Below are 20,499 nucleotides of genomic sequence, written 5' to 3'. Positions count from 1 at the left end.
CAAGGAGGGATCGAACATGAAAGAGTTAACGCGACGCTCTAGCTGGATGCTCTTCTCGCAGCTATTACAATATCCGGATGCTGCGTGGCAGGACTCGGCAGATGAGATGTACGTGAATTGGTGCCATTTGATCCAAGACGAGGAAGCTTCGACTGCAAAGTCGCTGCAAGAGTTTGCGGGTCAATGTCTCGCTGAATTTGTGGGGATGGATACAGAGGCCATTACAGCGGCTTATGTGAAGACCTTTGATTTTAGTAAAAAAGCAAATATGTATTTGACTTACGGACAGCTCGGGGATGATCGTGAACGTGGTCCGGCATTATTGAAGCTGAAACAAGTGTATGAAGAAGAGGAGATTGTCCTCGACACGGATGAATTGCCGGATTATTTGCCGTTGGTCCTGGAATATGTAGCGGTAGCGAGTGAGGAACGAGGGATCGGCTTGCTGGTCTCGTTCCGGAAAGCGTTAGTGAGTATCCGAGATGCGCTCCATCATATGAGTAGTCCCTACCGACATGTGCTCGATGCAATGCTATTCATCATAGATCAATCGGGCATGACGGAAGGCTGCTTTGAGATGACAGCATTTTCCGGTTGTGCAGATACACCACCTTCACTCGGATGCGGACCGATGTGGGCGACTGCGGGGTATGGCAGCGTAGGGAGGAATGTGTAATGTCGTGGGGAAGTCAATTTCTTTGGGTGATCTACCCCTATATGATTCTCATCATCTTTCTGGTAGGTCTCTATTATCGCTATCAGACAGATCAGTTCGGATGGACCGCGAAATCGAGTGAAATGCTTGAGAAGAAGAAGCTTCGGTGGGGCAGCAATCTATTTCATATCGGCATCATGCTCGTTTTCTTCGGTCATGTTGGTGGGATTCTGATTCCGAAGTCGTGGCTCGAATCACTCGGTGTCTCGGATCATCTGTATCATACGATGGCACTTTGGATCGGATCGGCAGCGGGCCTGATGACGCTTATCGGCTGTATCATTCTTGTAATCCGTCGATTCTTGGATGCTCGGATTCGTAGAACGAGCAGCTTCGGCGATATACTGTCGATCATTTTGCTCACGCTCATTGTGGTGGTAGGCATGGCGGCGACGCTGTTCAATATGACCGACCGCTCTGGGTTTGATTACCGGGAGACGATAGGACCATGGATGCGCGGCGTAATGTTGTTCATGCCAGATTATAAGTTAATGAATACCGTACCTATCATTTTCAAAGTTCATATTATTCTGGGTCTAGCACTATTTGCCGTATTTCCTTTTACAAGACTTGTACACATGCTAAGCATGCCGATCAAATACCTATCACGCAGTTATGTGGTGTACCGGAAACGCAAGTAAACATTCAGAGAAGGCGGTGCTCAGATGTTAACAGGTATCATTCTGGCTGGAGGCCGCAATTCTCGGATGAATGGTCGAAATAAAGCGCTCTTGCTATACAGAGGGGAGCGTTTTATTGAACGGCAAATCAAGGTGATGCAATCGATCTGTACGAGACTGATCATCGTAACAAACGATACTTCATCCTATACAAAATGGGTAAAGGACGACGTGATTTATATTCCGGATGTTTATGCAGGGAAGGGTCCGCTTAGCGGATTTCATGCTGGCTTTTTACACGTAGAGACGGAATTTGCCTGGGTCGTGGGGTGCGATTATCCGAAGCTATCTGCTTCGGCTGCCTCGTGGATGCTATCTCAGCTTGCGGCAAGCGATTACGATGCGGTTCTCCCCATTGTCGATGGCAAGCATCAAATGCTGCATGGGGTGTATCGACCTCATCGGATGCTTCCATCTATCATTCAGAGACTCGAATTATGCCAATATCGATTGTCCGGATTACTGGATTCGATGTATTGGCTCGGTCTAGGGGAGAACGATTGGGCAGTAGCGGGAATCGACTATCATTTTACAGAAGATGTAGATACCGAAGAGCAATATGCGGCATTATTGCAAGATTGGAAAGGAGGCAGCAATCCTCATGTCCCATGATCGGTATAGCAGACAACAGAACTTTAATCCAATTGGTATCGCAGGTCAACAAGCATTAATGATGAAGCATGTTCTGATCGTTGGAGCGGGTGCGCTTGGCTCCGGGAATGCGGAACTATTGGCACGTTCAGGCGTTGGCACGATCACGATCATTGACCGTGACTATGTGGAATGGAGTAATTTGCAGCGACAGTCGCTCTACAGTGAGGAGGATGTAATTGAACAACTGCCCAAAGCTGTCGCGGCAGCGAACCGACTTCAGCAGATTAATTCCGATATCACCGTGCATGCGCATGTTATGGATTGTACAGCCTCTGATCTTGTTGAATTGCTTGATCATACGAAGGTAGATTTGATGCTCGATGCAACGGATAATTTTGCAATACGATATATCATGAATGATGTTGCCTATCGATACCAAATCCCATGGATCTATGGTGCCTGCTCGGGCAGTTATGGCGCAGTGTGCAGCTTTATTCCGGAGCAGACGCCATGTCTGCACTGCGTGTTGGAACGGATGCCGATCGGAGCTGCATCTTGTGATCGAGAGGGGATTATTGCTCCAGCGGTGCAGATGGTCGTGGCCATGCAATCGGCTGAAGCGCTCAAATGGTTTTCTGGGAATCGAGCGCAGATGTCGCATCGATTTACTGTTTTTGATCTCTGGTCGAACATGCACCAATCCATTCGATTGAGTATGACGGGAAAGCGTGAGGCTTGTCCGACATGCGGAGCTCAACCGAGCTATCCGTATATGAGGTCGGAGTCGGCCATGCGAACAGAAGTGTTATGCGGTCGATCTTCCGTATGGGTGCGTTATCCACGGCGAGAGCTGCTAGATTTGGATCGGGTAGCCTCTCATGCTGTGCAATTGCATGCCGAGGTGAAGTCGAATCCCTATCTCCTGCAAATTCAAGAGAGCCACTATCGTCTTGTTATTTTCCAAGATGGCAGAGCACTGATTCATGGTACCTCCGACCCGCTGGAAGCCAAGAAGCTGTATCATCGATACTTAACCTAGATCATGGATCTCTCGAAGAGAAGACAGGAAGGTGAGCTTATGAAAATACTATGTTTTGCCCATTTAAGTGAACAGTTAGGTGCATCCAGCATAGAGTTGGAACTCGGTTCGATCACGGTGGCTGATCTATTGCAAGAGTTAAATAATCGTTACCCGACTCTGCTGCTGGATCATGTCATGATTGCGGTCAATGAACAATTTGTCGATTCTTTCTACATCATATCACCAAATGATACAGTAGCATTGCTGCCTCCAGTCAGTGGAGGGTAGAAAGGGGCTATACAGATGTTAGAGGACAATTTGACGCATTTTAATCATCAAGGAAGGGCCCATATGGTCGATGTGACGGACAAAACCGAGACGAAGCGTACCGCGATCGTTAAGAGTCAGATTCACATGCGGGAGGAGACGTTGCAACGCATTCAAGAAGGATCGATTCGTAAAGGCGATGTGCTGGCGGTAGCACAAGTAGCTGGCATTATGGCAGCAAAGAAGACGGCAGATCTCATTCCCATGTGCCATCCGCTGCCGCTCGCGGGCATTGATATCACATTTGCGATCGAAGATGTGCAGACATTATCCTTCAGAGTACAGGTCAAGACAACGGGAGTGACGGGGGTTGAAATGGAAGCCTTAACGGCAGCCCAGGTTGTGGGTCTCACGATTTATGACATGTGCAAAGCGATTGATAAAGATATGCTACTAGGTCCGACCTATTTGGAGCAAAAACAAGGCGGTAAAAGCGGTGATTATGTGCGTGCAAATTCGTAAGCCCGCCCTTAGATAGGAGTGAAAGAATGAATAGCTCGTTGTTTGTGATTACGGATCAGCCGATCGTGCTGGATGAAGTCTTGAATAAAGTGAAACGAAGGGAAGCAGGTGCAATCACGTTATTTCTAGGCACGGTGCGTGAGCTGACTTGTGGCAAACAGACTTTGTATCTCGAATATGAAGCCTACACAAGCATGGCGGTCGCCCAATTGGAGCGAATCGGGCGAGAGGTTCGTGAGCGCTGGACAGATACTGTCGTTGCGGTGACGCATCGTGTGGGCCGTCTAGAAATATTGGATACGGCCGTCGTGATTGCCGTCTCTTCGCCGCACCGCAAAGCGGCTTATGAAGCGAATGAATACGTTATTGAACGGATCAAACAGATTGTGCCCATCTGGAAAAAAGAACATGGTGTGGACGGCTCCGAATGGATTGGCGATCAGGTTAATCAACAGGAGTACCTGGAGGGACGGCCATTGCTTGCAGATATCCCGAAGGAAGATCAGAAGTGATATCAGAAGTTACGTCAGAAAGGAGTGCAGCAGGATGAGCATTCCCCGCTTAATTGATAAATATGGACGAGAGCATCATTATTTGCGAATATCGGTGACAGACCGCTGCAATCTGCGCTGCATCTACTGCATGCCCGAAGAAGGGATGGAGTTCGAGCCCTCGGATAAAATTCTGACGTTCGAGGAAATTGTCGAAGTCGTACGTGTCGTTGCCGGCATGGGCATTCGTAAAATTCGATTAACGGGCGGTGAGCCGTTAGTGCGCAAGAATCTGGAACAGCTCGTGGCGATGATTGCGTGCACCCCCGGGATTGAAGACATCTCACTGACGACGAACGGAATGTTCCTTGCGCCAAAGGCGAAAGCATTAAAGGAGGCGGGGCTTACACGCGTCAATATTAGCATGGATTCTCTTCATCCAGACAGGTTTAAGCTGATTACGCGCGGCGGAGATGTTCGGAAGGTACTTAACAGCATTGATGCTTGCGTGAAGGCTGGTTTATGCCCCATCAAATTGAACGTGGTGCTCATGAGAGGGTTGAACGATGATGAGATCGCAGACTTTATCCGCTTAACGTTGGACCGGGATATTCATGTCCGATTCATTGAATACATGCCAATCGGACATCACGATGCAGGCTGGAAGAACTTGTACATGCCGCTCGCGCGTGTGAAGGAAGTCTGCGCAGAACAGCAATGGGATTATGAACCTGAAGCAGCGGTTCAAGGAAATGGTCCGTCAGAGAATTACCGCTTGGATGGAGCGCTTGGTAGTTTTGGATTGATCCATCCCGTTAGCGAGCACTTCTGTCAGACTTGTAATCGACTAAGGCTTACTGCTGATGGTTATATCAAGCCATGCTTAGCTTGGACAGAGCAATTCCATGTCCGGCGTGTCGTCGGGGATGACGAGGCGATGCGCCAGTTGTTCTTGGATGCACTTGGTACGAAGCCTGAAAATCATGAAATGTCACATTTTCTAAAAAACGATGTAACGATATCACACGCACCTACGGCACGTAGAATGTCACAAATAGGTGGATAGGAGAGATACGCATGAGACATGTTTTAGCCAAAAAAAGATGGGGTTTCCTCGCCATGTTATTGATTACGGTTCTTGTCATCTCGGGGTGCGGCAATCAACAAGCTGGCAAGAGCTCAGGTTCCAAAGGGGATGCTGTTAAGCTGACGGTCTCCGCTGCAGCCAGTCTAACGGATGCCTTGCAAGAGATACAGAAGAATTATGAGTCGCAGACGAGCGGTGTGCAGCTTCATTTCAACTTTGGGGGATCTGGCGCGCTGCAGCAGCAGATTGAGCAAGGGGCACCTGTTGATCTGTTCCTTTCTGCTGCTTCGAAAAATATGCAAGTGCTCGTCGACAAGCAACTCGTTGCGTCGAATCAGCAGAACAATTTTCTTGCCAATGAACTTACTGTGATTACTGCTAGCGAAACATCGGTTTCGGTTCAAGAAGCGAAAGATCTTCTGAAAACAGGTATTCAGAAGATTGCGATCGGGATTCCTGAGACGGTTCCTGCAGGAAAATACGCGCAAGAGGCGCTTTCGAATGCAGGCGTCTGGGATGATGCACAGTCCAAATTGGTCCAAGCAAAAGATGTTCGCCAAGTACTGCAATATGTTCAGACGGGAAATGCCGATGCTGGATTCGTGTACAAAACGGATGCATTAACCGCGAAGGACAAAGTGAAAATTGCCTATACCGTTGATCCTAAATTGTATACTCCGATCACTTATCCAATCGGAATCGTCCAAGCAACAAACCATGCCGAGGAAGCTAAACAATTGTACGACTATCTGCAATCGAAGGAAGCGATGGATGTCTTCGTGAAATACGGATTCTCCGTGCCGGATTCGAAATGAATATGATCCAAATCGATTGGGCCCAGCTATGGAATCCCATTCGATTATCGCTCCAGGTTGCACTGATTGCAAGCATCTTGGGTACGCTCTTTGGTGTTGCCTTGGCATGGCGGATGACAAGAAGCTCGGCGAAAGGGAAGGTGCTGTTAGAGACACTATTTCTGCTGCCTCTTGTCTTGCCGCCGACGGTGGTTGGGTTCCTGCTTCTCGTTGCGCTAGGACGCCGTAGCTGGATCGGCCAGTTCGCAGAATGGCTATTCTCTGCGCCGATCATCTTCTCATGGGGAGCTGCCGTCATTGCATCTGTCGTCGTATCGTTTCCCCTCGTCTATCAGACGATGAAGACAGGGTTTCGTGCTATTGATCATCATTTAGCCGATGCCGCACGTTCGATTGGTGCCAGTGAATGGCAGGTTTTTCGTTATATCACGCTCCCGCTAGCTTTTCCATCGGTCATCACCGCCTATATTCTGAGCTTCGCGCGCAGTTTAGGCGAATTCGGTGCGACGTTAATGGTCGCAGGCAATATTCCAGGGAAGACGCAGACCGTTCCTACAGCTATTTTTGTTGCGGTCGATTCAGGGAATATGATGATGGCATGGTTGTGGACGATTTCTATGGTCGTTATTTCATTTCTATTGCTGCTCTTGACTGGACGACAGCGAACATCATGATAAAGTAGGTGAAGCAATTGAAGTCTGCACAAAAGGGGATTGTGATTCCTCATGAACATGGTGGGTGGGCAATGATCAGCGTTCCGTTCTTATTTGGGATGATGGCAGGTACGCCGCAGTGGGGTCATCTATTATTGTTTATTGCCTGGTTGTTCTTTTATTTAGCATCGTATGCCTCTCTGCAAGCGTTGAAACGGAGCAAACAGCGTGATCATCTGCTGAAGTGGTCAGCCAACTATGGAATCATCGCGCTGGCAGCACTCGCGTATCCGCTCTTCCAGAAGCCCTCATTATGTTATTTCGGGATCCCATTCGTACTGCTCTTGATCGTTAACATCTGGCATGTGAAGCATAAATCAGAGCGAGCCATCGTGAATGATCTGTGCGCGATTCTGATCTTTTCCTTGGGGGGAGCAGTTGCTTATTTGTTTGGCAGTGGCGGTTGGGACAAGACGATGCTGATGGTTACGCTGATTAACTTTTTGTATTTTATGGGGACAGCTTTCTTTGTGAAAACAATATTCCGAGAGCGAGGCAATAAGCAATGGGAGGCTACGGCTCGCACCTATCATGTGTTGATTTTATTCGTGTCATGGGCATGTGGTTATCCTTGGATGACGCTTCCATTTGTTATACCGCTTATTCGAACGTTTCTCTTGGCAGGGAAGCAGATGCGTCCGATGAAGGCAGGGATTTTCGAGATTATGGGTGCCGTGCAGTTTATCGTTATATCATGGATTGTGTTCTAATTAGCATTTCTTCTGGAATGAGACATCCCTGGCCCTTCATAACTTAATAAAGAAGGATACTGATAATCTGTCACCACATCAGGAGGAATGCGTGTATGACATATGCTAATACACCGCACGTCCACTCGGAAACAGCAGGCATAGTTGGGCCAATTCCGAATCATAACCCGAATAACAATGGACCAGGAACTTTACAAGAAGAACGATTCTATGTACCGTTCAGAGGAGTGTGCGACCCGTGCCCTCCGATTGCGTTTAAGACTTATGTAGTACCGCCAAATCAATACATGACGTTTCAGCCCCCCAATCTGCCGCAGTTCTCACCGGAACAGGCTTTATGCATTGGCACATTATGGCCAGCATTGTATAGTTCATACCGACCAAAGCGGGGAGGACATGACACATGACAGGGCACCCGTTCCAATCTCCAGAATATTTCCAACATTTGCGGCAGCTTCAAGAGGTTGACTTTGTGTTGGTAGAGTTAAACCTGTACCTCGATACTCATCCTGATGACGCTCAAGCGATTCAACAATTCAATCATTATGTGAGTGAAAGGACAAAGCTGGCACAAGCGTATCAAGAGCGTTACGGCCCACTACAAAATTTCGGCCGTGATTATTCTGGAACCCCATTTACATGGGTTAATACGCCATGGCCTTGGCAAGTGTAAGGCTAGTTAGGCGAGCAGCTACATCATCTTGTTTTATTTCATTTCTAGTATCATGATTCCCTTGAATCATAGAGCAGCGTGAGGTGAGATGCATTGTGGATATATGAGAAAAAATTGCAGTATCCTGTAAAAGTAAGCAAATGTGATCCACAAATGGCCAAATACTTGATGGAACAATATGGTGGCGCGGACGGGGAACTGGCGGCCGCTTTACGCTATTTGAATCAACGTTATACAATACCCGATAAGGTCATTGGCTTGCTTACGGATATCGGGACAGAGGAGTTTGCTCATTTGGAAATGATTGCAACCATGATCTATAAACTCACAAAAGATGCAACACCGGAACAACTGGAGGCAGCCGGGCTAGGGGCACACTATGCTGCACACGATAGCGCCCTGTTCTACAATAACGCAGGAGGCGTACCTTGGACAGCCGCTTACATACAAAGCAAGGGTGATCCGATAGCTGACCTTTATGAAGATATTGCTGCTGAGGAGAAGGCACGGGCTACTTATCAATGGCTTATTGACCTAACGGATGATGTAGACCTGCAAGATAGTTTGAAGTTTTTACGTGAACGTGAAATTGTTCATTCGCTGCGCTTTCGTGAAGCAGTCGAAATTTTAAAAGATGACCGAGCAATGAAAAAAGTATATTGAAGTAAATTGATGAAAGTGGCGGTTTCATAAGTCTTATAAAACAGATGTGGGCAGCTAAAATGAAACCTTCTTTTTTATGGTCTACCAGACCTAAAGAGGAAGGTTTTTTGTTCATTCCATATAAACTAAAGAGAGTATAAAAAAGGTAGATCTTTACTTGTAGAATGAAGTCATCACAACACCATTACATAAAAGTGGTCCTCCTAGTGAATCATTTTACATCATAGCAGTTGTTATCCGTTCAAATGCATCAAACAAAAAACAACCGAGTTGTGACAGCTCGGTTGTTTTTAATCTGTAGTTATGTTTATTTTATCCTTTGACGCTGCCCGCCGTAACACCTTCTATAATCCGCCTTTGAAGAAGAGCAAAAATGAGTATGACTGGAATAATGCTGATCGTAATCGCAGCGGTCATTGCACCATAATTCATATTAAACTTATCAGCGAAGGCTACGATAGCCACGGGCAATGTACGCAGCTTTTCATTGGACAAGAACAAATTCGCCATCACGAATTCGTTCCAATTGTTAATAAAGTTTAATATAAACACCGTCACTAAAGTCGGAAGCGTAAGTGGAATAATGATTCGCCACAGAATTCCAAACGTATTTAATCCGTCGATAATTCCCGCTTCTTCCAATTCATTCGGTATGGACTTCAAAAAGGCAGCCAAGACAAAAACGGTAAGTGGGATACCAAAGGCGATATAAGGAAATATCAAAGCTAGCGGTGTATTATAAAGACCAAAATCTTTAACCAGCGTATATAAAGGAATTAGCAACGAAGCTGGCGGGATCAACAGTGAGAGCAGCAGCAGTCCATATACGAGCTTGCTTATAACTGGATATTTCATCCGTGTGACGGCATAAGCAATAGCTGTGGACAACAACAAAGTTGACACTGTAGCCACCATTCCAATATAGAGACTATTAGTAAAATAATGCCCAATATATGAATTCGTAAGTGCATCCCTATAGTTTTGAAAATTTAGAACAGCAGGTAGTCCCCACGGATCATTAAATATTTCGGTATTGTTCTTCATCGACGCCGTAATCACAAACAGCAGAGGGTAGAGCACGATTAAAATATATGGCCAAAGGAATAAGTGAGGAGCCAGCTGCTTTAATTTCTTCTTTATCATCATTATTCTGTGGCCTCCCTAGTCTTTACGTTAATAAAATGGAACACCAAAGATAATAATGCGGTAAACAAACTGATAATAACCGCGATTGCATTGGCATACCCAAAATCACTTAACGTATATGCTTGTTTGTACATATAAGAAGCCATCACTTCCGAACTGCCAAAGGGGCCGCCTTTTGTCATAATTAATATAATATCAAGCGCCTTCATTGCGCCAGTAATCGATAACAGCAGAGTTACTACAATAACGGGACGAATCAATGGAATCGTAAGCAGCCATGCTTTTTTCCATCCAGTAGCGCCATCCATCTCACCAGCCTCTAGCATCTCTTTAGGTATGGCAAAGATTGCTGCTAGAACCAGTACGATATAAAAGCCTGTCCACTGCCAGCTGTTGGTCAGCAGTACAGCCAGCATCGCCGTTGCTTCATCTCCAAGCCAGATCCGAGCCCAATGCTCGAGACCAATAGAACGAAGTAATTGATTTAGTAGTCCTGCTTCCGGAGCATAAATGAACTGCCAGATGACACCTATTGAAGCGGTAGACAAAATACTGGGCATAAACACCGTCAGCTTATAGAAATCCAGAAAGCGTCTAACACTACTGACGACGATAGAGATAAATACAATAAACGGAACTTGGATAAATATCGAAAAAAGAACAAAGTACATGTTGTTTTTAAATGAAATCCAGAAATTTTCATCCGTTAATACTTTGGCAAAGTTGCCTAGTCCATAAAATACGGGGTCGTTAATTCCGTTCCATTGGGTAAAGGAGTATTGAAGGGATTGAAATAAAGGTACGAGATAAAATGTGACATAGATAAGCATAGCAGGTACAACAAATACTAGATAAGCCCAATGATTTCGTTGAATGTTGTTCATATCAGCTACCTATCTTCCTCTCACTGGCGAGTATAAGGGAGCCGAAGAAGGCTCCCTAACTTTGACTACTTGTTCTCGGTGTTCGCTTCATCCTGGATTTTTTGCATACGCTCTGCGGCTTTTTCAGGCTCGATCTTTCCGCCTAACAGTTGCTGCATAGTAGATTCCAGCGTCACTTTAATTTTAGGTTGAACCAACGAATCAAATGCAGGGAATGCTCCTTTAGCAGAGCCTTGTGCTTCACCAATTGTTTTGATTAATTCATTGGCTCCTTGCAAGTCAGAGATGCCTTTCATTGCAGGAATCTGGCTTGTCTCAACTAGAGTCCTTTTTTGATTTTCTTGATTATAGAAGTTATTAATGAAGGCTTTGACTGCTGTCAGCTCTTGATCCTTGACTGTTGCTGAGAAACCGTAACCGTTGGACCATCCACCATTGATATAGCCATCCCCAGGGCCGCCTACATCTGGGAATCGGAAGAACCCGGTATCTGCTTTTACAGTTGAAGATTCTCCAGATATCGCATTTACAGCCCAGCTTCCATCAAATAGCATAGCTGCTTTGCCAGTGTAGAAATTGGCTTGTCCTTGAGGAAACTTTAATCCAAGCACGTTGGGATCAATATACTGTTTGTCTACCATCATACGAATCCGTTTGAATGTTTCCACGACAGCAGGATCGGTCCATTTCGTTGCTCCGGTCGCGAATCCTTCTTGCAATTCTGGGCCACCCAGGGCGACGAACATGCTGTTGACAAGCATATTGATGACCCAGCCATCTCCGCTGCCTGCGCCCATTGCAATAGGGGTTATTCCTTTAGACTTTAGTTGCTCCATAGCTGTCACAAGTTCGTCCCAATTGGTTGGTACTTTAGCCTCGGCTTGCTCGAACAGCTTTTTGTTGTAAAAGAAACCTTCGATGTAACCAGATTCCGGTAGACCGTATATTTGTCCATCCACCGTAAACTCACGGAGATCAAAGAAAGAATCCTGAATGTTCAGTTCTTTCAGAATATCGTTTAGAGGCAGTAGTCGTCCTGCTTTGGAATAATTGCGTGTATCAGCACCACCGAATAAACTAAATACCGGTGGCTGTGTACCTGCCGCCATCTCTGCTTTCAACTTGACGTCGCGATTGACAGCGTCTTCAACACCATCAAGCACAAAGGTAAGTCCAGGCACTTCACTTTCCGTCTTCTTTACCGTTTCTTGTAAGATTTCTAATGATTTTTTAGCGGTATCGCGGATATGAATATGACGCAGAACCATGTTAAAAGATTTTGTACCCTCTGCTGCATTTCCCGTTTGATCTGTTCCGTTCGCAGCGCTTGAATCTGATTTTGTGCTCGAACTGCATCCAGTTAAAGCGGACATCGTAAGAAGTACAGCAACGATCAGAAGCAGAAATCTTTTTTTCATAAAAAACATCTCCTCACAGTAAATTGGTACAAATGACTTCCCCTTAAAATAAGAGCAATGAAGAATGGATGTATCATAACGAACTACAGCTGTGAATTTATATTAACTGGCATCACTCCTCTCAGTAGGTGAAGCGGTCGTTTCTTTACATGTCCAAATGATAATGATATGCTAAATAGTACAATATACATTTTTTTGTACCTTTAACAGTGAACATGGAAGGATGAATAACATTGAATACACAGTTATATCAAAAGAGCGGGCTTGCGCTGATGCATTTGGCTAGGATCATGATGACCGTAAAAAAGGGTGATCGGTTGCAAACCATTACCGAATACGAGAAAGAAATCGGTTTTGCTCGCGGTACGATTCAGAATGCGATTAACCGTTTGAAGCAGTCTGGAGCGATTGAATTGGAAAGCAAAGGCCATTCAGGAACCTATGTTACAGATATTGATTATAAAAAAGTATGGGAGCATACGGGATGGGATATATGCTCAGGTGCGATGCCACTGCCTTATTCCAAACTGTATGAAGGGATGGCTACTGGGCTGTACCGATCTTTTCAACAATTCGGTGCTGAGTTAAGTATGGCTTATGTTCGTGGTTCACGTATCCGTTTACAAATGTTATCCAAAGGTGCTTATGACTTTGCAGTGGTGTCGCTCCTAGCCGCTCAGCAAGCAATTGCTTCCGGAGAAGAGATAGAGATTGCTCTTCAGTTCGGAGAACACAGCTACTTGTCTAAACATGTCCTCGTTGTTGCTGATCCTCATATCACAAAGATAGAAGACGGGATGACAGTAGCAATAGATCGCAAGTCGACAGATCAATCGATGATTACGCAACGGCTATGCGAAGGTAAAAACATTACATTAGTTGAAATGTCATACAGTCAAATCGTGTCAAGTATTATGTCACGTCGCATTGATGTAGGCGTGTGGAACCTAGATGAAATCAAAGACAAAGAACTTCCAGTGATATACCGTGACATCACTGATATCGATGGTATTGATAACGTATCTACTGCTGCTGTCGTGACCGCAAAATCAAATAAAGGGATGAGACATATTATTAAAGAGATCATTGCAGTTGACACGGTGCTGAATATTCAACAACAGGTTGTTCGTTGTGAAATCGATCCAAGCTACTAACACTAAAAGGAAATATTCGTTTACAACACTGCAAAACGGTGTTATTATTTCCTTAGAGCAATGTACAAAATATTGTATATTGTACATTCTCTATTGTATATGGATAACATCAAAAATACAAGTAGTTTGTGTAAACAAGGAGTGATGACATGCTACAAGAACGATTGAAGCTTCTGTATGCCTCTCAGCAAATGGATACAGACACATACAAGAGGCTTCCGTCCATGCTGGCCGAATTAGAGAATAAACTTGGTGTACCGTTGCAAGAAGATAATGCTGGTGCTTTTGTGTCTCATTATATAAAGGCCATTCAACGTGTGAAGGCAGGAACACCTATTCAGGATGATCTATCCCTCATTCAAATGGCACAAAAAAAGCCGACATTGTTCCAATGGGCCATCGAATCACTGCATCCTTTTGACACTGATAACTTATCATTGGATGGGGAAGCTGTGTACTTTGTTTCTTATTTTGAAATGATTTTGGGGGAGGAACCTATATGCTGAGATTTGTGGTTGCTGGACTTAACAAAGACAAGCTTGCAAAAACTGTTGCTGCGGCAGGTGGGAATCGAGTATCAGTTCAGGCTTTATCTGATATTGAAGCGGCGCTGCAAGTGAAGAATGGACAAGCTGACTATTATATGGGGGCCTGCAACACAGGCGGAGGTGCGGCGCTTTCCATGGCGATAGGTATTTTAACTTTTGGGAAGTGTGCCACTATTACAAAGAACGGTGAGCGTCCGAATCAAGACATCATTAAGGGGCATATACAAGATGGGGTTGTTGCATTTGGTATGACAGTGGACAGCATAGATGAGACAGCTCGCTGTATAGTCAATGTTTTATTAGAGAGACAGGAGTAGTGCATGTTGAATTTGATGGGCGGTAATATGGCTTTTCAGCTTTGTCTAGTATCTGTACTTTGTGCTTTAACTGCCTATTTATCGCATTGCGGCAGAGCTACCTTTAACGATGGGGTACGGCCATTACTGTCTGAACAGACAGCAGGACGGATGAGTCGAAGAGAGCTGGCTGGAAGATCGTACCGATTAAGTATAGGGTTTGTGTTAACGATGGGGTTGTCTTTTGCTTTGTCCTTTCAACTGCTAAATCCGTGGCTTTTGTTTCTGCCAACGGATGTGCTCGGAGTGTTCGCCTCTAGAAAACGTTACGCCCTACTACTTGGAGCGATATGGGGAATCATTTGCGTTACAGTAATCCATTTTGTGCCGTTATGGCTTCATGCGCTTCCCATTCCGATATTCGATTCCTTGAGGCACATGTCTATGCCTGTTCTGGCTGCTATTGTTTTAGTGCCTTTCATCGCAATATTACAGCAGTTCGGGCGATCTAAGCTGATTGGAAGTATAACCGTGTTCATTATTGCTGTGATCGTGGTATATGTCGCGCAAGGGGAGTCCTTTCAGTCATCAACTTTTCGGGTCACTGACTTCGCTGCGTTTGCGATAGCTCTAGGGCTTCTCCTTCTATTTATAAATAGCTATTGGCGCGATCGAAAAGGGATCAGGGAACGAAAGGCTGCTGCAGAGCAAATGCTGCAACTGCAGGCTGATTCGTACACCCATATAAAAAGATTGATGCCCGTGTTGGCAATGATCGGCGGCTTGATCTCGCTTTCTGTACATATGGGTTGGTTTGCCGGAACTGAATTGTCAGCTCCTTTACTGCGGGATATTTGGAACGAGGGAGGGACTGCATCAGGCATCAACCTTGCTTCGGTGGCGAGTGCGGAATGGATGCGCGCTTTATGTTTTGTGCCGTTATTAGCTACTACGTCTCTTGCGACGGGGGTATACGGAGTTGTTGGGCTTACACTTGTTTACCCTGTCGGGTATTTAGCTCCTGATCCGATATCCGCTGTTGTTTTAGGTGCAGGGTGCATCGTACTAGAGATTCTTCTTCTTCGTCGCATTGCACTTGCTTTGTATTTGCAGCCAACCGTGAGGGAATCGGCAGATTATTTGAGATCGGCCCTGAATACGATGTTTGAACTTGGCATGTTGTTAGGCGGGATGCTGATGGTAATGCGGATGAATACACAGTTCGCTGAGGTAGCCCTTCTATTATACTTGTTCTTTTATGCGATAAATGAGGCAACAGGACGCCCTGTTATGCGTCTGGCAATTGGTCCGGTTGCCGCAATATTAACGGGATTGATATTAAATTTACTTGTTTATTTAATAGCCTTGTAATTCTGGCAAGTGTAGTTTTTATCCTGGAAGAGGTGCATGTAATTTGTTTATTCAAACAGTCCGCGGCAGTATTTCACCAGAGTGTGTTGAAGCAACACTTATTCATGAGCATATCGTTTTTGATCTGACTCCTGTTCGTCATGATCTTGATTCCAGATTGCTTGATGACGACAGCTTGTTTGAAGAGTTTGAACAGCTTAAAAAACAGAAGTGCAATACAATTGTAGAAGTATCTAATCAAGGCATGGGAAGAAATATTCACGCACTACACCGAATCGCAGCTCAACATCAGATCCATCTGATCGCTGCAACGGGTTATTACAAGCAAGAATATTATCCGGAGGAAGTGTTTCAACTTAGTGAAGAAACCCTAGCTGATTGTATGATTGCCGACATTTGTGAAGGCATTCAAGGATCAGGTATTCGCGCAGGCATTATTGCAGAGATAGGCAGCAGCTATCAACAGATAACTGTAGATGAGCAAAAAGTATTTCGTGCTGCTGCGAGAGCACAATTGGTAACCGGCGCTCCTTTAAGTACGCACTGTGAGATCGGTACTATGGGCAGTGAACAGTTGCATCTACTGCTAGGGTGTGGTGTGAAGCCAGAATCGATTTCATTTGGCCATCAAGATTTGAACCCGGACGTAAAGGAGCAGCAAATATTGCTAGATAGCGGAGCGTACATTCAGTTCGATACGATTGGAAAATGCGGGTATCGTTCGGATGAAGAACGCATCAAACAGCTAATTACCTTGCTTGAACTCGGATATGAGGATCAACTTATGCTGTCGTGTGATATTACGAGACAGTCACATCTGCTTTCGCAAGGAGGCCATGGCTACGTTCACTTATTTCATTCGTTTATTCCAAGCTTAAAAGAGGCCGGGGTTACAGATAGCTGCATTAACAAGATGCTCATTCATAATCCGCGTCGATTTTTAACGTTTAAAACCTGATTCTCCCATGATTAAACGGGGAAGATTTACCGAATGGAATAAACTGGCCGACTGATGCTCATAACTAGGAGGCAATATGTTCTTATATAAGACTGCGGAAAGAAATCCTTCCCTTATTAAGGCTGCAATAGAGCTTCATCAGAATGGAAGTATATTGCCTGATACGTTTGTGTTGGACTATGACCAGATACAGCATAATGCTACACATATGATCGAGGTTGCCCAAAAGCATCAGATCGATTTATTTATGATGACAAAACAGTTAGGGCGCAATCCGTTGATTTCGAAAATGCTGATAGAAGTCGGCTTTGCCGGTGCGGTTACAGTTGATTATAAAGAAGCGCTGCTTATGATTCAACACGGAATTCCTTTGGCGCACGTCGGCCATCTTGTTCAGACACCAACACATGTGATACGTGAACTGATAAAGGCAAAGCCTAAGCTAATGACCGTGTTCTCTGTAGACAAGGCCAGAGAGATCCACGAAATGAGTCGCCTGGAAGGTCATGTTCAGCCTATTATGCTTCGTATGATTGGAGAACAGGACGTTATCTACGATTCCCAGCAGGGCGGAATCAAGCTGAGTGAACTGGCAGCAACGGTTGCGGAACTAACGAAGTTGTCGCATATATCCATAGAAGGGGTAACTTCGTTTCCTTGCTTTTTGTATGACAGTGTTCTTCAAGATGTTGTGGCGACCCCTAATGTGCAAACGCTGCAGGAAGCGGCATACCAACTTCGGTATAGGTATGATCAGCCGCTCCAGCATATTAACATGCCTTCAGCCACATGTGCGTATACGTTACCTAAAATAAGCGCCGAAGGCGGCACACAAGGCGAGCCGGGGCATGGTCTGACAGGAACGACGCCAATGCATGCGGTGGCTGATCTAGCTGAAACGCCGTCCATCTTGTATGTTAGCGAAGTGTCGCACAACTTTGATCGCCATAGCTATTGCTACGGCGGCGGACATTATCGCAGATCTGGAGTAGACAGAGCCTATGTAGCCACTAGAAGTGGAGAATTACAAGAAGCGAGCGTGGATGCACCGGAGGCAAGCAGCATTGATTATTATTTCGGCTTAAGCGATGTACACCCGATTGGAAGCACTGTATTGATGGCTTTTCGTTCGCAAATATTTGTAACGAGAAGTGATGTGGCTGTTGTAGGCGGATTACATTCAGGCCACCCGCAATTGCTAGGTGTATACGACAGCTTGGGACAATCTAAATCGGTCAGGTGATGACGGATGGGAAAATTTATAGTGGTGATCATCGATAGCTTTGGCATCGGAGCGATGGATGATGTAGCAGTTGTACGACAAGCAGATATTAAAGCTAATACATGTAAGCATATATTGGAATATCATCTGGCTAAGCGGCTTCCTAATTTGGAACGGCTCGGATTAATGAACGCCCTTGGAGAAGAAGTAGGCAGTATGAGATTTGCCGTTGAGGCACTAGTTGGCACTTCCGATTTGATGCATGAAGGAGCGGACAGCTTTTTGGGGCATCAAGAAATAATGGGGTCTAGGCCATTAAAGCCGTTAATCGCACCGTTTTCAACCGTATTGGACCACGTCCAAAGTCATTTAGAGCATAGTGGGTATGTTGTCGAGCGTATTGGCGAGAGTCCTGCTATCTTATTGGTAAATGGAACGGCTGTTGTTGGTGATAACCTAGAAACAGATTCAGGCCAAGTATATAATGTAACTGGACTTCTTGATCAAATGACATTTGAGCAAATTGAAGAACTGGGACGATGTGTACGAGATGCTGTATTTGTTTCCCGTGTTATTGCTTTTGGAGGAGAGCACGTTTCAATTGAACAATTGCTTGCTGCCAGACAAGTAAAAGAGGGCGTGTATGCGGGGATAGATACGCCATTGTCTGGTGTGTACAAGAGTGGTTATCGGGTTGTTCATCTCGGATATGGAGTGAACAGCGCTGTACAAATTCCAACTATTTTGGGTGAAGCAGGCATTCCCGTTTCTTTAATTGGCAAAGTCGAGAACATTGTGTCTAATGCTGCAGGACGAAATCGCCCAGGCGTAGATACTGCGGACTTACTTGAAATAACATTACATGAAATGCACTTGATGTCCCATGGCTTTATTTGCGTCAACATTCAAGAAACGGATTTAGCGGGTCATGCGCAGGATACAGAGCGCTATATGAATCGGCTTGAAGTATGTGACAGATACGTAGGTCACATCATGGAATTGATGGCTGATGGAGATATTTTAATCATTACGGCAGATCACGGTAACGATCCTACAATTGGTCACAGTCGTCATACTCGTGAGAAAGTTCCCATTCTCGTTTATCAGCGGCAGGGCAAAAGCGGGCACATCGGGCATTATTCTACTTTGTCTTGTATTGGCGCAACAGTAGCAGACTATTTTCATGTTAAGGCGCCAGAGAACGGTACATCCTTCCTTTCCTCAATTGTATAGAGGGAAGCCCATGGTAACTCTTTAGTATCAACGGTGTGCGGCTGGTCAATGAATGACCGCCGCGCTCCGTTCTTTTTAGTTTAATACGCTATTCGATTGCGATTGGGAGTGTTTTCTAAAATCTCCAGGCGAGTACATGGAACGAATATTGACCTGGGATTATGCGATATAGCTTAGCGAGTGGACTATAAGGGATACGTCCTAGATGAGGGCGGCTGGTATGAGTGGGGAACCTATTTGGAGAAAGCGTCAAGGAAAGAGCCAAAGCTGAACTTAGATAGCCTATAGTTCATAACGCAGTTAGTACCAACTGAATATGGTGTAGAAAAACTGCTCTGATGTATAATGGTTACAGTTAAAAAATCAGAATTGATAAATGAATATTCAGGGGGACAATCGATGAAGACTATCGGGCTAATTGGAGGTATGAGTTGGGAATCTTCATCTGCGTATTACCAAATGATCAATGAAGAAGTAAAAAAGAGATTAGGTGGTTTACACTCAGCAAAATGTCTGTTATACAGTGTTGATTTTGCAGAGGTTGAGCGTTATCAAGCTAGAGGCGAGTGGGAAAAAGCCGGAATGCTTTTAGGAGATGTTGCGCTTTCATTAGAAAAAGGAGGGGCAGAATTTATTGTAATTTGTACAAATACGATGCATAAAGTAATTGAATATATCGAAGAAAAAATAAACATACCTGTTTTACATATTGCAGAAGCAACAGCAGCTCATATTAAGAAATCCAATGTAAGTACGGTAGGATTATTAGGGACTAAGTTTACTATGGAGCAGGACTTTTATAAATCTCGAATAGAGTCAAACGGTATAAAGGTTCTAGTACCGGATCTTTCTGAACGGGACATGGTACATAAGGTTATTTATGAAGAGTTATGTTTAGGAAACATTCAGCAAGCATCAAGGGACTATTACAAAAAGGTGATTAAGCGTCTAGTTGATAGTGGTGCGGAAGGAATAATATTAGGCTGTACGGAAATTGGAATGTTAATAAAACAAGAGGATTCAGAAGTCCCTGTATTTGATACCACTGTAATACATGCTATAGAATCAGTAAATGCAGCGTTAGAATAAACATGGTTATCCTAAGTAGCTGCTTACTTCAAAGGAAATAACAAAGCGTACCACAGCCATCAAATTCAGCTGGATACGAAGCAGACCTGCAACAGCCAGGATTATTCCACCGGCTATAAATCCAAGGAGGTCAAGCTGTCGAGCGGTGTCAGCGCGAAGTGGTATACACCTTCCAATACGCCGCTACTGGGTTTCGAACTGGACGACTGGACGGTGACGATCAGTTCCC

The 20,499-nt window shown here is 45.0% G+C and carries 25 protein-coding genes; 22 read left to right on the top strand and 3 right to left on the bottom strand.

The genetic code is table 11. The features are described from left to right. Positions 1 to 16: 16 nt before the first annotated feature. The 14 genes from narJ (at position 17) to MH117_RS06055 (ending at position 8,951) form a co-directional block, all read left to right on the top strand. Positions 17 to 676 (top strand): nitrate reductase molybdenum cofactor assembly chaperone, encoded by a 660-nt coding sequence (gene narJ, locus MH117_RS06120; protein WP_239327802.1) that lies wholly within the window; start codon positions 17 to 19, stop codon positions 674 to 676. Continuing rightward, a complete protein-coding gene (narI, locus tag MH117_RS06115) occupies positions 676 to 1,356 on the top strand; it encodes a respiratory nitrate reductase subunit gamma (RefSeq protein ID WP_239327801.1) in 681 nt (226 codons plus the stop codon). The genes narJ and narI overlap by 1 nt, the downstream gene beginning before the upstream one ends. 24 nt (positions 1,357 to 1,380) lie before the next feature. Beyond that, positions 1,381 to 2,007, top strand: a complete 627-nt coding sequence (gene mobA, locus MH117_RS06110) for a molybdenum cofactor guanylyltransferase (RefSeq protein ID WP_239327800.1) — start codon at positions 1,381 to 1,383, stop codon at positions 2,005 to 2,007. Continuing rightward, positions 1,997 to 3,028, top strand: coding sequence for a ThiF family adenylyltransferase (locus MH117_RS06105; protein WP_239327799.1), 1,032 nt, complete (start codon positions 1,997 to 1,999; stop codon positions 3,026 to 3,028). Before mobA ends, MH117_RS06105 begins: the two co-directional genes overlap by 11 nt. Before the next feature lie 39 nt (positions 3,029 to 3,067). Beyond that, the gene (locus MH117_RS06100; protein ID WP_239327798.1) at positions 3,068 to 3,298 is read left to right on the top strand and encodes a MoaD/ThiS family protein; all 231 of its coding nucleotides are present in this window, start codon (positions 3,068 to 3,070) and stop codon (positions 3,296 to 3,298) included. Positions 3,299 to 3,313: 15 nt separating this feature from the next. Further along, positions 3,314 to 3,799, top strand: coding sequence for a cyclic pyranopterin monophosphate synthase MoaC (gene moaC, locus MH117_RS06095; protein WP_239327797.1), 486 nt, complete (start codon positions 3,314 to 3,316; stop codon positions 3,797 to 3,799). Between the two features lie 26 nt (positions 3,800 to 3,825). After that, positions 3,826 to 4,311 carry a molybdenum cofactor biosynthesis protein MoaE gene (locus MH117_RS06090; RefSeq protein ID WP_239327796.1) on the top strand — a complete coding sequence of 162 codons (486 nt, stop codon included), beginning with the start codon at positions 3,826 to 3,828 and terminating at the stop codon, positions 4,309 to 4,311. Between the two features lie 34 nt (positions 4,312 to 4,345). Continuing rightward, positions 4,346 to 5,356: a GTP 3',8-cyclase MoaA gene (moaA, locus tag MH117_RS06085; protein WP_239327795.1), complete on the top strand. Its 1,011-nt coding sequence runs from the start codon at positions 4,346 to 4,348 to the stop codon at positions 5,354 to 5,356. An 11-nt stretch (positions 5,357 to 5,367) separates the two neighbouring features. Next, on the top strand, positions 5,368 to 6,192 hold the full coding sequence (modA, locus tag MH117_RS06080) for a molybdate ABC transporter substrate-binding protein (RefSeq protein WP_239327794.1): 825 nt from the start codon (positions 5,368 to 5,370) through the stop codon (positions 6,190 to 6,192). Further along, positions 6,189 to 6,866, top strand: a complete 678-nt coding sequence (gene modB, locus MH117_RS06075) for a molybdate ABC transporter permease subunit (protein WP_239327793.1) — start codon at positions 6,189 to 6,191, stop codon at positions 6,864 to 6,866. The genes modA and modB overlap by 4 nt, the downstream gene beginning before the upstream one ends. An 8-nt stretch (positions 6,867 to 6,874) precedes the next feature. After that, positions 6,875 to 7,615, top strand: coding sequence for a YwiC-like family protein (locus MH117_RS06070; RefSeq protein WP_343224441.1), 741 nt, complete (start codon positions 6,875 to 6,877; stop codon positions 7,613 to 7,615). A 227-nt stretch (positions 7,616 to 7,842) separates the two neighbouring features. Continuing rightward, positions 7,843 to 8,022, top strand: a complete 180-nt coding sequence (locus MH117_RS26490) for a spore coat associated protein CotJA (protein ID WP_239328662.1) — start codon at positions 7,843 to 7,845, stop codon at positions 8,020 to 8,022. Continuing rightward, positions 8,019 to 8,288 (top strand): spore coat protein CotJB, encoded by a 270-nt coding sequence (locus tag MH117_RS06060; RefSeq protein ID WP_239327792.1) that lies wholly within the window; start codon positions 8,019 to 8,021, stop codon positions 8,286 to 8,288. Before MH117_RS26490 ends, MH117_RS06060 begins: the two co-directional genes overlap by 4 nt. 93 nt (positions 8,289 to 8,381) lie before the next feature. After that, positions 8,382 to 8,951 (top strand): manganese catalase family protein, encoded by a 570-nt coding sequence (locus tag MH117_RS06055; RefSeq protein ID WP_239327791.1) that lies wholly within the window; start codon positions 8,382 to 8,384, stop codon positions 8,949 to 8,951. A gap of 312 nt (positions 8,952 to 9,263) precedes the next feature. Here the strand turns inward: MH117_RS06055 and MH117_RS06050 are convergent, their stop codons facing one another. The 3 genes from MH117_RS06050 to MH117_RS06040 all read right to left on the bottom strand — a co-directional run bounded on the left by MH117_RS06050 (position 9,264) and on the right by MH117_RS06040 (position 12,399). Then, a complete protein-coding gene (locus MH117_RS06050; protein WP_481857247.1) occupies positions 9,264 to 10,097 on the bottom strand; it encodes a carbohydrate ABC transporter permease in 834 nt (277 codons plus the stop codon). Next, positions 10,097 to 10,981, bottom strand: coding sequence for a carbohydrate ABC transporter permease (locus tag MH117_RS06045; protein ID WP_239327790.1), 885 nt, complete (start codon positions 10,979 to 10,981; stop codon positions 10,097 to 10,099). Before MH117_RS06045 ends, MH117_RS06050 begins: the two co-directional genes overlap by 1 nt. Positions 10,982 to 11,046: 65 nt before the next feature. Continuing rightward, on the bottom strand, positions 11,047 to 12,399 hold the full coding sequence (locus tag MH117_RS06040) for an extracellular solute-binding protein (protein ID WP_239327789.1): 1,353 nt from the start codon (positions 12,397 to 12,399) through the stop codon (positions 11,047 to 11,049). Positions 12,400 to 12,632: 233 nt separating this feature from the next. Here MH117_RS06040 and yhfZ point away from each other — a divergent pair, with 233 nt between their 5' ends. From yhfZ to MH117_RS06000, 8 genes are all read left to right on the top strand, one after another. Further along, on the top strand, positions 12,633 to 13,553 hold the full coding sequence (gene yhfZ, locus MH117_RS06035) for a GntR family transcriptional regulator YhfZ (RefSeq protein ID WP_239327788.1): 921 nt from the start codon (positions 12,633 to 12,635) through the stop codon (positions 13,551 to 13,553). A gap of 149 nt (positions 13,554 to 13,702) precedes the next feature. After that, entirely contained in the window at positions 13,703 to 14,059 is a 357-nt protein-coding gene (locus MH117_RS06030) for a PRD domain-containing protein (protein ID WP_239327787.1), read from the top strand. Beyond that, a complete protein-coding gene (locus MH117_RS06025; protein ID WP_239327786.1) occupies positions 14,053 to 14,418 on the top strand; it encodes a DUF2620 family protein in 366 nt (121 codons plus the stop codon). Before MH117_RS06030 ends, MH117_RS06025 begins: the two co-directional genes overlap by 7 nt. Before the next feature lie 3 nt (positions 14,419 to 14,421). Next, entirely contained in the window at positions 14,422 to 15,768 is a 1,347-nt protein-coding gene (locus MH117_RS06020) for a YhfT family protein (RefSeq protein WP_239327785.1), read from the top strand. Positions 15,769 to 15,811: 43 nt separating this feature from the next. Next, the gene (locus MH117_RS06015; protein ID WP_239327784.1) at positions 15,812 to 16,726 is read left to right on the top strand and encodes a phosphotriesterase family protein; all 915 of its coding nucleotides are present in this window, start codon (positions 15,812 to 15,814) and stop codon (positions 16,724 to 16,726) included. A 76-nt stretch (positions 16,727 to 16,802) separates the two neighbouring features. Beyond that, on the top strand, positions 16,803 to 17,969 hold the full coding sequence (locus tag MH117_RS06010) for an alanine racemase (protein ID WP_239327783.1): 1,167 nt from the start codon (positions 16,803 to 16,805) through the stop codon (positions 17,967 to 17,969). A gap of 6 nt (positions 17,970 to 17,975) precedes the next feature. Then, complete coding sequence (locus MH117_RS06005) at positions 17,976 to 19,181, top strand: phosphopentomutase (protein ID WP_239327782.1); 1,206 nt, start codon at positions 17,976 to 17,978, stop codon at positions 19,179 to 19,181. A 399-nt stretch (positions 19,182 to 19,580) separates the two neighbouring features. Then, entirely contained in the window at positions 19,581 to 20,270 is a 690-nt protein-coding gene (locus MH117_RS06000; protein WP_239327781.1) for an aspartate/glutamate racemase family protein, read from the top strand. The last annotated feature ends 229 nt before the right edge of the window (positions 20,271 to 20,499 follow it).

The sequence above is a fragment of the Paenibacillus sp. ACRRX genome, assembly GCF_022346885.1.
Classification (GTDB): Bacteria; Bacillota; Bacilli; order Paenibacillales; family Paenibacillaceae; genus Paenibacillus_B.
This window is presented reverse-complemented; position numbering and strand designations above follow the sequence as displayed.

Bases quoted from the DNA above. Each gene is read 5' to 3' on its own strand.
- MH117_RS06005 (WP_239327782.1), top strand. From the start codon at position 17,976: ATGGGAAAATTTATAGTGGTGATCATCGATAGCTTTGGCATCGGAGCG.
- MH117_RS06040 (WP_239327789.1), bottom strand. From the start codon at position 12,399: ATGAAAAAAAGATTTCTGCTTCTGATCGTTGCTGTACTTCTTACGATG.
- narJ (WP_239327802.1), top strand. From the start codon at position 17: ATGAAAGAGTTAACGCGACGCTCTAGCTGGATGCTCTTCTCGCAGCTA.
- mobA (WP_239327800.1), top strand. From the start codon at position 1,381: ATGTTAACAGGTATCATTCTGGCTGGAGGCCGCAATTCTCGGATGAAT.
- modA (WP_239327794.1), top strand. From the start codon at position 5,368: ATGAGACATGTTTTAGCCAAAAAAAGATGGGGTTTCCTCGCCATGTTA.
- MH117_RS06090 (WP_239327796.1), top strand. From the start codon at position 3,826: ATGAATAGCTCGTTGTTTGTGATTACGGATCAGCCGATCGTGCTGGAT.
- MH117_RS06030 (WP_239327787.1), top strand. From the start codon at position 13,703: ATGCTACAAGAACGATTGAAGCTTCTGTATGCCTCTCAGCAAATGGAT.
- MH117_RS06025 (WP_239327786.1), top strand. From the start codon at position 14,053: ATGCTGAGATTTGTGGTTGCTGGACTTAACAAAGACAAGCTTGCAAAA.
- MH117_RS06010 (WP_239327783.1), top strand. From the start codon at position 16,803: ATGTTCTTATATAAGACTGCGGAAAGAAATCCTTCCCTTATTAAGGCT.
- modB (WP_239327793.1), top strand. From the start codon at position 6,189: ATGAATATGATCCAAATCGATTGGGCCCAGCTATGGAATCCCATTCGA.
- MH117_RS06050 (WP_481857247.1), bottom strand. From the start codon at position 10,097: ATGATGATAAAGAAGAAATTAAAGCAGCTGGCTCCTCACTTATTCCTT.
- MH117_RS06000 (WP_239327781.1), top strand. From the start codon at position 19,581: ATGAAGACTATCGGGCTAATTGGAGGTATGAGTTGGGAATCTTCATCT.
- MH117_RS06045 (WP_239327790.1), bottom strand. From the start codon at position 10,981: ATGAACAACATTCAACGAAATCATTGGGCTTATCTAGTATTTGTTGTA.
- MH117_RS06100 (WP_239327798.1), top strand. From the start codon at position 3,068: ATGAAAATACTATGTTTTGCCCATTTAAGTGAACAGTTAGGTGCATCC.
- moaC (WP_239327797.1), top strand. From the start codon at position 3,314: ATGTTAGAGGACAATTTGACGCATTTTAATCATCAAGGAAGGGCCCAT.
- MH117_RS06060 (WP_239327792.1), top strand. From the start codon at position 8,019: ATGACAGGGCACCCGTTCCAATCTCCAGAATATTTCCAACATTTGCGG.
- narI (WP_239327801.1), top strand. From the start codon at position 676: ATGTCGTGGGGAAGTCAATTTCTTTGGGTGATCTACCCCTATATGATT.
- moaA (WP_239327795.1), top strand. From the start codon at position 4,346: ATGAGCATTCCCCGCTTAATTGATAAATATGGACGAGAGCATCATTAT.
- MH117_RS06020 (WP_239327785.1), top strand. From the start codon at position 14,422: ATGTTGAATTTGATGGGCGGTAATATGGCTTTTCAGCTTTGTCTAGTA.
- MH117_RS06105 (WP_239327799.1), top strand. From the start codon at position 1,997: ATGTCCCATGATCGGTATAGCAGACAACAGAACTTTAATCCAATTGGT.